This is a genomic window from Promicromonospora thailandica (genome assembly GCF_024171955.1).
GTDB lineage: Bacteria > Actinomycetota > Actinomycetes > Actinomycetales > Cellulomonadaceae > Promicromonospora > Promicromonospora thailandica.
The window spans coordinates 123,093-133,738 of the sequence record NZ_JAMTCS010000006.1 but is presented as its reverse complement, the minus strand read 5'-3'; the positions used below and the strand labels follow the sequence as shown (position 1 = coordinate 133,738).

General features: G+C 70.9%; 11 protein-coding genes. 5 read left to right on the top strand and 6 right to left on the bottom strand.

Annotation, left to right across the window (positions count from 1 at the left end):
• Positions 1-89: 89 nt before the first annotated feature.
• Together APR03_RS11085 and APR03_RS11080 are read right to left on the bottom strand one after the other, a co-directional pair.
• Positions 90-743 carry an SMI1/KNR4 family protein gene (locus APR03_RS11085; RefSeq protein ID WP_253835656.1) on the bottom strand — a complete coding sequence of 218 codons (654 nt, stop codon included), beginning with the start codon at positions 741-743 and terminating at the stop codon, positions 90-92.
• Positions 744-834: 91 nt separating this feature from the next.
• Positions 835-1,515, bottom strand: a complete 681-nt coding sequence (locus tag APR03_RS11080; RefSeq protein ID WP_253835653.1) for a TetR/AcrR family transcriptional regulator — start codon at positions 1,513-1,515, stop codon at positions 835-837.
• Between the two features lie 71 nt (positions 1,516-1,586).
• Here APR03_RS11080 and APR03_RS11075 point away from each other — a divergent pair, with 71 nt between their 5' ends.
• From APR03_RS11075 to APR03_RS11065, 3 genes are read left to right on the top strand one after another with little or no spacing between them, the layout of a single operon-like run.
• Entirely contained in the window at positions 1,587-2,330 is a 744-nt protein-coding gene (locus APR03_RS11075; RefSeq protein ID WP_253835651.1) for an SDR family NAD(P)-dependent oxidoreductase, read from the top strand.
• 27 nt (positions 2,331-2,357) lie between these two features.
• Positions 2,358-3,269, top strand: a complete 912-nt coding sequence (locus APR03_RS11070) for a DUF4031 domain-containing protein (RefSeq protein ID WP_253835648.1) — start codon at positions 2,358-2,360, stop codon at positions 3,267-3,269.
• A gap of 58 nt (positions 3,270-3,327) precedes the next feature.
• Positions 3,328-3,948 (top strand): SanA/YdcF family protein, encoded by a 621-nt coding sequence (locus tag APR03_RS11065; protein ID WP_253835646.1) that lies wholly within the window; start codon positions 3,328-3,330, stop codon positions 3,946-3,948.
• 4 nt (positions 3,949-3,952) lie between these two features.
• Here APR03_RS11065 and APR03_RS11060 read toward each other — a convergent pair whose 3' ends face one another.
• The 4 genes from APR03_RS11060 to APR03_RS11045 form a co-directional block, all read right to left on the bottom strand.
• Complete coding sequence (locus APR03_RS11060; RefSeq protein WP_253835644.1) at positions 3,953-4,435, bottom strand: hotdog fold domain-containing protein; 483 nt, start codon at positions 4,433-4,435, stop codon at positions 3,953-3,955.
• 31 nt (positions 4,436-4,466) lie between these two features.
• Positions 4,467-6,101, bottom strand: a complete 1,635-nt coding sequence (locus APR03_RS11055; protein WP_253835642.1) for a succinic semialdehyde dehydrogenase — start codon at positions 6,099-6,101, stop codon at positions 4,467-4,469.
• A gap of 111 nt (positions 6,102-6,212) precedes the next feature.
• On the bottom strand, positions 6,213-6,692 hold the full coding sequence (locus APR03_RS11050; RefSeq protein ID WP_253835640.1) for a GNAT family acetyltransferase: 480 nt from the start codon (positions 6,690-6,692) through the stop codon (positions 6,213-6,215).
• Entirely contained in the window at positions 6,689-7,813 is a 1,125-nt protein-coding gene (locus APR03_RS11045) for a GuaB3 family IMP dehydrogenase-related protein (protein WP_253835639.1), read from the bottom strand. Before APR03_RS11045 ends, APR03_RS11050 begins: the two co-directional genes overlap by 4 nt.
• Positions 7,814-7,985: 172 nt before the next feature.
• Between APR03_RS11045 and APR03_RS11040 the strand changes: the two genes are divergently transcribed.
• Positions 7,986-8,711 carry an exonuclease domain-containing protein gene (locus APR03_RS11040; protein WP_253835637.1) on the top strand — a complete coding sequence of 242 codons (726 nt, stop codon included), beginning with the start codon at positions 7,986-7,988 and terminating at the stop codon, positions 8,709-8,711.
• A gap of 176 nt (positions 8,712-8,887) precedes the next feature.
• Positions 8,888-10,501, top strand: coding sequence for a flavin monoamine oxidase family protein (locus APR03_RS11035; RefSeq protein ID WP_253835634.1), 1,614 nt, complete (start codon positions 8,888-8,890; stop codon positions 10,499-10,501).
• Positions 10,502-10,646: the final 145 nt, after the last annotated feature.

Here is a 10,646-nt window from a genome sequence, read left to right as displayed (position 1 = left end):
TGAATCCCGATACTGCCGGGACGCGATCGGTGGCCCTGAACGGTAGCGCGCTCAATTCATCGTGTGCGAGCCGGGTCGAATTCATCGGACTACAGATACCAGTCGACGCCACCGGAGCTCAATGCTCGGTCCAGGAAATCTCCCAGGTCGTTTGCAACCCACCGCCGACTGTCGTCTTCGTGCTCCCACACGAAAATATCGGAACGCTCAGCCCTGTCCACGAAAGCGAATTGATCGCCACCTCCATTATCGCCGAAGAATCGCAGCCCATCGAACGGAAGATATAGGGTCTCAAATTCGGCTGAACCGTTGAACTGGTTGTTTATTTCAAGAATTCTCCCGGTCGGCCACACATACTCCGCAGACCACGCAGTCAAACCATTGCACTCCAATAGAAAGGACCGCAGCTCCGCAGGAACTTGCCAGCCCAGAGCCCCCTCAAGGCGATCGATCTGTTCGCTGGCCACTGGGGCGCCCAACTCAACTTCGCCAGTCACGGCAAGCACACGTTCCCGCCACATTCCACACTCCCTATCTGATGCGAAGAACCATTCGGCTGCCGAAGAGGCCGTCGACAAACTCGGCGGCCCATCGAGGCGCAGAACGTCGGGCGACGAGATGTCCGACACCACACTTCGGTCACCGCGCCCGAGCAGGAGCGCCCCGGCGCCGATGGTGGTGCCGGCCAACGAGAAGCTGGCTATCGCGCGACCGGCGGTCGGGACGGCCGGCACTGAGATCATCTGTTCAAAACGGTCGAACTCGGCGCTGCTCGCGGCGGTCCAGGATCATGTTCGGGCTTGAGTACCACCCGGTGCCAACCGGGGGAACTCGTCAAGATCTGTCAATCGGCGTGTCAGGCAGCGCGACCGTCTCGTCACGATTCGTCATAAACACCACGTCCGCACGGTCATCCTGCGCACCCGGTTCCAGCGATCGCCACGCGGCGCCGGGAAGCATGGCGCGCATCCACGCGGGGTCCGTCTCAGCGCCTGCCAAGAAGTGCCGACAGGCGTCGTGCACTGCTCCCAGCAGCAGCGAGTAGAGGTGTGCCGCTGGCCACGGAGGTAGGTCCCCTGCATCGGAGAGCACCCGCAGCCGGGCGAAGATCGGCTCCTGGAGCCTGGCTTTGGCCTCAAGGAGGTCGCGATGCTGCGGCCCGCTCAGCTCCAGTGCCATCGCCTGGTACATGAACCGGGCCTCATCGGGGTGTGCGAGGGCCCACTCGAGGAATGAATCGACCAGAGTGCGCACCGTTTCCTCGGCCGTGCCGGCGCGAGCGAGCCGCGACTGCATGTGTGCGGTGACCCGCTCGAAGGTCCTCAGCAAGACCGCGGTGGTCAGGTCTCCGATATCGCGGAAGTGGTGGTAGACGCTCGAAGGACTCGCGCCCGCGCGCCTGCGGATCTGCTCTATGCCCACGCCGAGCAGCCCGTCCTCGGCGAAAGAATCCAGAGCTGCGTCGAGGAGCGACTCACGTCGCCGCCGTCCGTCTGCACGTTGAGGCGTGGGCATAGTTGGAATCTTACTCCAGTTCTTGTGCTAGGTTGTGAACTGGAAGAATCATCCAAGTAGGAGGCGTGAGGATGTACGACGACAAGACCCTCGCCCTGGTCACCGGGGGCGGGCGCGGAATCGGGCTGGAGGTCGTCAGCGACCTCGCCGACCAGGGGATGCGAGTACTGCTCGGGGCCCGCAACCCGAAGCATGTCGAGGAGACCATCAGCTCCCTGCGTGCTCGGGGTGGCGATGTCGTGCCCGTCGAGATCGACGTCAGCGACACCGCCTCGATCACCAGAGCCGCCGAGTGGGTCGATCACCGGTACGGACGCCTGGACGTCCTGGTGAACAACGCCGGCATCGCCGGTGACCAGGCCGCCCAGGTCGCCGGCCACGTCGACCTGGACGTGGTCCGCCAGGTGTTCGCGACCAACGTGTTCGGCGTCATCGCGGTGACCGAGGCGATGATCCCGCTCCTTCGGCGCTCGCGACGCGGGCGCATCGTGAACGTGTCCTCCAGTGTCGGATCACTGACTCGGATGAGCGACCCCGGCCACTACTTCGCCGACATGCCCGGGCTCCTGGCCTACCCGGCCTCCAAGACCGCCCTGAACCAGGTGACCCTGCAGTACGCGAAGGCACTCCGAGCCGATGGAATCCTCGTCAACGCCGCCGATCCGGGCCCGTGCCGAACCGACTTCACCGTGGGGATTCCCGGGGTCGAGCGGACCGCGGCCGACGGCGCCCGGGTCATCTGCGACCTGGCCACCCTCGGCCACGGTGACGAGACGGGCTCCTACCGTCGCGACGACGGACCGGTCCCGTGGTGACCCCACCCGCCGCGCTAGCCTCACCCCGTGACCGTCTTCATCGACCCACCCGCGTGGCCCGCGCACGGGACCCTGTTCTCCCACCTGGTCTCGGACGGGTCTCTGCGTGAGCTCCGGCTCTTCGCCCGGGCGGCCGAGGTGCCCGACCGGGCGCTCGACCTCGACCACTACGACGTGCCGGCGTCCCGGTACGACGACCTGGTCGCCGCGGGCGCCGTGCCGGTCGACGGCGGTGACCTGGCGCGACGGCTTGCCGGGTCCGCCCTGCGCGTCTCGGGCGCCGAGCGCAAGAGGGCGAAGCGGGCCGCGCTCCTGACCCGGTGGGATGCCCTGTGGGCGGACCCGAGCCTGGCCCGCAAGGCCGGTGAGGACCTCGTCGACCGCTGGCGCGAGCCGCACCGCGTCTACCACTCGCCGCTGCACCTGGCCGTCGCCCTCGACGCGCTCGACACCCTGGCGGCCGAGAGCGGGGTCGCCGAGCGCACGGCCTGGCAGGCACGGCTCGCCCTCTGGTTCCACGACGCGGTGCACGACGGCGTCGCCGGGCAGGACGAGGAGCGGTCCGCCGGCCTCGTCGCCGAGCTGCTCGGCCCGCTCGCCGGTGCGGGGGTGTCGGCGGCCGACGTCGACGAGGTCGCCCGCCTCGTCCTCGTCACCACGGACCACACCCCCGCGCCCGACGACGTCGTGGGCGGCCTGGTCAGCGACGCCGACCTGGCGGTGCTCGGCGGCACCCCCGCTGTCTACACGCGGTACACGCACCAGGTGCGGGCCGAGTACTGCGATGTCCCCGAACCCCTGTTCCGCGCCGCCCGCGCCGACGTGCTCCGCGGCCTGCTGGCCCGCGGACCGCTCTTCCGCACCGCGCCGGGCGCGGCCCGCTGGCAGGACGCCGCGGAGGCGAACCTGCGCGCCGAGCTGACCCTGCTCGCGGCGTGAACCGCGTGGAACGCACTGTGATCAGGCACGACCCCGCCGGCGCGGTACCGTTCCGCACGTGACTCCGCTCAAGGCCGCCGCGATCGTCGCGGGCGCGCTCGCCGTCGCGTTCGTCGTCCCCGTCGCCGCCGTCCAGGCCACCGGCCACCCGCGGGTGCGTCGGCACCCCGACGACATCGAGAAGGCCGACGCCGTCATCGTGCTGGGCTGCGGACTGAACACCGACGGCACACCGTCGACCTACCTGCGCCGCCGTGTCGAGGGCGGCGCCGAGCTGTTCCGCGCGGGCCTGGCCCCCACGGTGATCCTGAGCGGCGACGCGCACGACCGTCCCGACGGCACCCGGTACGACGAGCCCGGCTCGATGCGCGCCTGGCTGCTCGACAACGACCTCGGCGTCCCGGACCACGCCATCGTGCTCGACCGTGAGGGCTTCAACACCACCGCCACGTGCCGCCGCGCCTACGACCTGTACGGGGTGCGCTCCGCCGTCGTCGTCACGCAGGACTACCACCTGCGGCGCACGCTCTTCTCGTGCGTCGAGGCGGGGCTGGACGCGGTGGGTTTCGGCGTGAGCTCCGCGAGCGTCCGGCCGGTGCGCAAGGCGTGGTGGCAGGTGCGCGAGCTGCTGGCGAGCTGGAAGGCCGCCGTCCGCTCGCTCCGCCGCCGCCCCCGCTGACAGCTCAGCGCTTCGTGGGGGTGACCCAGAGATGGATGGTGCCCTCGACCACCACGGTGCCGTCGGCCAGCACGCCGCGCACGCGGACGGGCAGGTCCTTGTCGTCGCCGTCCCACTGGGCCTGGTCGGTCTCGGCGATGCAGGTCACGTCGCCCGTCGACTTCGCGAGGTAGGCGACCTCCATGCCCTTGGGCAGCCAGCGCTTGTCGGCCGGCACGGTGGCCTCCGCGAGCGACCCCATCGCCATCTCCAGCCCGTTGCAGACGGCGATCGCGTGCACCGTGCCGATGTGGTTGCGGTTGCGCCACCGGTTCGGGACCACGACCTCGCCGTAGTTCGGTCGCATGTCCGCCACGCGCGGCGCGATCGTGCCGAAGTACGGGGCCTTGAGGCTGAAGGCCACGGAGAAGATGCGCCTGCCGAGCAGACCGCCGACGAGTGGCAGGGAGTTCGCGGTCTTCCAGAAGGCGTGGAGCTGCGTCGTCATGCGGGTGAGCGTACCGGTGAAGGCCGTTCACTCAAGACATGCGCAGCCTGCGCATCACCGACAGGGCGGTGGTCAGCACCCGGCTCGGGGTGTCGCCGCCCAGGCCGTACAGGCTGTCGAGCGTGGCGCCGAAGCGCGCGCCCCGGGACGTCACGACGGTCTGCCGGCGCGTGAGCCCGTCGATCGACGCCGAACCGTGCCTGCCACCCAGCCCGGAGGCCTTCCAGCCGCCGAGCGGCGCCGCCACGGAACCCCAGGTCAGCGTGTACCCGTCGTTGATCGCGACGGACCCGCACTCGACACGCTCGGCCACGCGGCGGGCCCGCCCGACGTCGCGCGACCACACGGCCGCGTGCAGCCCGTACTCGGTGTCGTTCATGACCGTGACCGCATCCTCGTCGCAGTCCACGCGGGTGATCGTCACGACCGGGCCGAAGGTCTCCTCGCGCGCGACGGTCGCCTGCGCGGGCACGTCGTCGAGCACGGTGGGGGCGTAGAAGTACGGGCCGACGTCGGCGCGGTGCACCCCACCGGCGAGCACCCGGGCGCCGCGGGCCAGTGCGTCGTCCACGTGGGCCGTCACCTTGTCGAGCTGCGCGGCCGAGGTCAGCGACCCGACGTCGGCGGTGTAGTCGAGGGCCGGGCCGAGCCGGAGGTTCCGCACCGCGCGCACGAACTTCGCGACGAACTCGTCGGCGATCGCCTCGTGCACCACCAGACGTTCGACGGAGACGCACAGCTGACCGGCGTTCGAGAAGCAGGCCCGGACAATGCCCGGCACCGCAGCGTCGACGTCGACGTCGTCGGCCACGTAGAGGGCGTTCTTGCCGCCGAGCTCCAGGGTGGCGCCGATCAGCCGTTCGCCCGCGCGGGCCGCGACCTTGCGGCCCGTGGCGGTGGACCCCGTGAACGCCACGTGGTCCACGTGCTCGACCAGCTCCTCGCCGACCTCCGGGCCACCCGCGACCACCTGGAACAGCCCGGCCGGCAGACCGGCATCGTCCAGCGCCTCCGCCGCCCACAGGGCGGTGAGCGTGGTCTGGGGGTCCGGCTTGAGCACCACCGCGTTCCCGGCGAGCAGCGCGGGCAGCGCCTCGGCGAGCGCGAGCACCAGCGGGTAGTTCCACGGCGCGATCGCGCCGACGACGCCGACCGGCCTGCGGTGCACCTGAACCCCGGTGAGCAGGGGAATCATGCCCGAGAGCCGCCGCGAGGACAGGTACCGCTCGCCGCGCACGGCGTAGTGCCGGGCGACCTGCGCGATGTCCGCGACCTCCTCGAAGGCCGCCCGGCGGGCCTTGCCCGTCTCGAGCTGGACCAGGTCGAGCGCCTCGGACTGTCGCTCCAGCACGATGCGACCGAGCCGCTGCAGCACCTCCGCACGCTCCCGGACGGGGCGGCGCGCCCACGCGCGCTGGGCCACCCGCGCCCGGACGACGCACGCGGCGACGTCCTCGGCCGAGGAGACCGGGAAGGTCACCAGCGGCGCACCCGTGAACGGGCACATGGACCGGTGCGTCCCAGATCCCTCGGAGGTGGCGATCCGAGCCACGAGAGGTGCCATCACCCCGGGCTCGAGGACGAACGTCCCTTGCGGGTGCTCGGGGTCGAGCACGCCGCCGACCGCACCACTAGCCGCTGCTTCGGCTGCTGCGTCGTCGATCATGGCGGCCACCATACGCGCAAAACCCTGCACCACGTATTGATAGGTGTGTGAAACTGACTTTCAGCGCGGTTGATCGCGGTACTGCGCGGCGCGTCGTTCCACCCTGCGAAATCAGCTGGATTCGACCCAGCGACCCAGCACCGTGCAGTCCTGGTCGGAGTAGCCCAGACGGGCGTAGAAACCGAGTACGTCGGTGTTCGTCGTGCGCACCATGAGCTGGATCTTGCGCGCTCCGCGCGCCACGAGCCAGGCCTCCGCGGCGACGACGGCAGCCCGGCCCAGACCCGAACCCTGGAGGTCCGGCGCCACGGCCACGTAGTACAGCCACCCGCGGTGGCCGTCGTGACCCGCCATCGCCGTGGCGACGACCCGGCCGCCGGACCGGGCCACGAGCACGGTCGACGTGTCACCGGCACGGGCGTCCGCGAGATCGACGTGAGGGTCGTTCCACGGCCGGGTCAGGCCGCAGTCGCGCCACAGCCCGACCACCTGCTCCACGTCGGCGTCGGTGATCTCGACGAACTCGCCGTCGGCCGCGGGGGCCGCGGCCAGGACAGGGGCGAGCCGCTCGTCGCCCGGCACGGCGCTCACCGCGGCTGGTAGGGCGACACGACGACCTCGACCCGCTGGAACTCCTTGAGGTCGGAGTAGCCGGTCGTGGCCATGGCGCGGCGCAGGGCGCCGACCAGGTTCAGCGTGCCGTCGGCCTGCTTGCCCGGCCCGAAGAGGATCTCCTCCAGCGTGCCGACCGTGCCGACCTCGACGCGCTCGCCGCGCGGGAGCTGCGGGTGGTGCGCCTCGGGCCCCCAGTGGAAGCCCTTGCCGGGTGCCTCCGCGGCCCGCGCGAGCGCGGCACCGAGCATGACGGCGTCCGCGCCGCACGCCACGGCCTTGACGATGTCGCCCGAGTGCCCCACGCCGCCGTCCGCGATGACGTGCACGTAGCGGCCGCCCGACTCGTCGAGGTAGTCGCGGCGCGCCGCGGCGACGTCGGCCACCGAGGTGGCCATGGGCGCGTGGATGCCGAGGCTGACGCGTGTCGTGTGGGCGGCACCGCCGCCGAAGCCGACCAGCACGCCCGCCGCACCCGTACGCATCAGGTGCAGAGCCGCGGTGTACGTCGACGCGCCGCCGACGACGACGGGCACGTCCAGCTCGTAGATGAACCGCTTGAGGTTGAGCGGCTCGGCGTTGCCCGACACGTGCTCGGCCGAGACCGTGGTGCCGCGGATGACGAACAGGTCCACACCCGCGTCGACCACCGTCTTGTAGAACTCCTGCGTGCGCTGCGGGGTCAGCGCGCCGGCCACGGTGACGCCGGCCGACCGGATCTCCTTGAGACGCTGCGTGATGAGCTCCGGCTTGATGGGCTCCGCGTAGATCTCCTGCATGCGGTGCGTCGCCTCGCCCGCCGGCAGCTCCGCGATCTCGGCCAGCAGCGGCTCGGGGGACTCGTACCGGGTCCACAGGCCCTCGAGGTCGAGCACGCCGAGGCCGCCGAACCGGCCGAGCGCGACGGCGCTCTCCGGCGTCATCACGGAGTCCATCGGCGCCGCGACGATCGGCAGCTCGAAGTGGTAGGCGTCGATCTGCCAGCCGACCGAGACGTCCTTCGGGTCGCGCGTGCGCCGGGACGGCACCACCGCGATGTCGTCGAAGGAATAGGCGCGCCGCCCACGCTTGCCGCGTCCGATCTCGATCTCGTTGCTCACCCGCCAAGCCTACCCATCGCCGCCGACACGGCGCGCCGGGGTCCGTGATGTGCGCGGGTGGCGTGGACCGCAGTGTCAGTGACCGGTGGCAAGGTTCTCCGTGAACGCACCGGGGGGCAGGGCGCCGCACCGCACGAGGACCGCGAAACCCCGGACGAGCAGGGAGGACACCATGAACGAGACCTGGATCGACAGGCCGCTGCTGGGTTTCGACACCGAGACCACCGGGGTGGACGTCGCGGGCGACCGCATCGTCACGGCGGCGCTCGTGCTGCGCACGCCAGGGGTGGGTACACAGGTCGACACGTGGCTGATCGACCCGGGTGTCGAGATCCCCCAGGAGGCCGCCGCGATCCACGGCATCTCCACCGAGCACGCGCGGGCCTACGGCGTCCGGCCCCTCGAGGCGCTCGAGGAGATCGCCGGCCGTCTCGCCGAGCACCTGGCCGACGGCGTGCCCGTGGTCGCCTACAACGCGGCGTTCGACCTCTCCCTGCTCGACGCCGAGCTGGTGCGCCACGGGCTCAAGACCCTGCCCCAGCGGCTGGGCCGCCCCGTGGAGCCGGTGATCGACCCGCTCGTGATCGACCGCTGGCTGGACCGGTACCGCCCGGGCAAGCGGCGCCTCGGCGACCTGTCGCAGTGGTACGGCATCGTCTCCGAGGGCGACCTGCACACCGCCGAGGTGGACGTGCTGGCCACGCTCGACCTGCTGGAAGCGCTGGCCCGGCGGTTCCCGCAGCTCGCGCGCATGCCGCTGACCGATCTCCACCAGCAGCAGATCGGTGCCCACCGGCAGTGGGCGGTGAGCTTCAACGACTGGCGCCGTGAGCAGGGGCTGGAGGGTCCCGGCGCGTCCGGGACGTGGCCGGTGCAGCACGCGGCAGGGCCGCTGTGAGGGATCGGCCGGTGCCGCAGAAACAGCATGGTTACCAGGAGCAACTGGAATGAAACGGTACAGAATCTCCACGGTGACCTTCCCTCCCTAGCGTCCTGTACGGCGCTGACGGTGGCTCCCGGTGGCCTATCGGGTCCGCAGTGCGTCAGCCCTGTCGACACGAGAGGTAGGGACCCGTGGTCATCGAGCAGAGCACTTCCGGAGTCACCCGTCGCAACTTCCTGCAGGCCGTCGGCGCGGGGTCCAGCGCGGGCGTCCTGTTCGCCACCATGGGCGCCCTCGGGCTCGCGCCCACGGCGTCCGCCCAGCCCCGGCCCGAGTCGTGGGTCCCGCCCCGCACCGGCGACTTCACGCTGACGGGCCGCTCGGCCAGGAAGGTCGTCGTCGTGGGCGCGGGCCCGGCGGGCCTCGCCACCGCCTACGAGCTGCAGAAGGCGGGCTACCGCGTGACGGTTCTCGAGGCCCGGCACCGGGTGGGCGGGCGCACGCTGACGATCCGAGGCGGGGACTCGGAGACGGACCTCGATGGAGTCACCCAGACCGCGCGGTTCGCCGACGGCGTGTACCTCAACGCCGGGGCGGGCCGCATCGCGCAGTGGATGGTCACCATGGACTACCTCCGGGAGCTGGGCGTGCCCTACGAGGTGTTCACCAACGCGAACGCCGACGCCTACCTCTACAACGAGCGGTCGGGCGCGACCCCGGGCAACCCGGTGCGCTACCGCACGGCCAAGGCGGACGTCTTCGGCTACACGTCGGAGCTGCTGTACCAGGCCGCCGACCAGGGCGCGCTCGACCAGCGCCTCACCGACCAGGACAAGGACAACCTCCGGTCCTTCCTGCGCAGCTGGGGGTCGCTGCGGTCGGACGGCACCTACGCCGGCGGCAGCAACCGCGGCTACTCGGTCTACCCGTCCGCGTGGAACGAGCACGGCACGCCGCTGCCCGGTCCGGGCACGGTCTCGGAGGTGCTCGCCTCGAAGGTGGGGCAGTACTTCCCCTTCGAGATCAACTGGGAGCAGTCCATGCTCATGTTCCAGCCGAAGGGCGGCATGGACACCACCTACCGGTACCTGGTGCGGGCCATCGGCGCGCAGAACGTGCACCTGAGCTCACCGGTCACGGCGGTCGAGAACACGAGCCGCGGGGTCCGGGTCACGTACACGCCGCGCGGTGGCAGGCCCCGGCAGCTCGACGCCGACTTCGCCGTCGTCACAGCGCCGGCCGGTCTCATGCGCCGGTGGGACACCAACTGGGGTGCGGAGGTCGACACGGCGCTGGGCGAGTTCGCCGTCGGCTCGCCCGCCGGCAAGATCGGGCTGCAGTACCGGTCCCGGTTCTGGGAGGACGACCACCGGATCTACGGCGGCATCACCGAGACGGACATGGACCTCGCTCACGTCTGGTACCCGTCCTACGGGTACGGGGAGCGCCGGGGCCTGGTCGTCGGGTACTACAACACCGGTGCGAACGCCCGCACGTACGCGGACCTGGCCCCGCGGGAGCGCGAGGCGCGCGCGGTGGCGCAGGGCGTGAAGATCCACGGCGAGAAGTACCGCACCGAGCTGGAGAGCTCCTTCTCCGTGGCCTGGCACAAGGTGCCCTACATCGAGGGCGCGTGGGCCTACCCGGACACCTCGTCGGCCGGGTTCCGGCTGCTGCAGCAGGGTGTGGGGCAGGTCTACTTCGCCGGGGACTGGATGTCAGAGGTGTCCGCCTGGCAGCACGGCGCGTTCTGGTCGGCCCGCTACGCGGTCCAGGCCCTGCACGCCCGCGTCATGGCGAACTGACCAGCGCGGTCCGCCGAGATAGAACCGTGGCGAGATAGAACTGGGGCCGGGGCGCTGATCAGCGCCCCGGCCCCAGTTCTATCTCGCCACGGTTCTATCTCGCCACGGTTCTATCTCGCCACGGTTCTATCTCGCCACGGTTCTA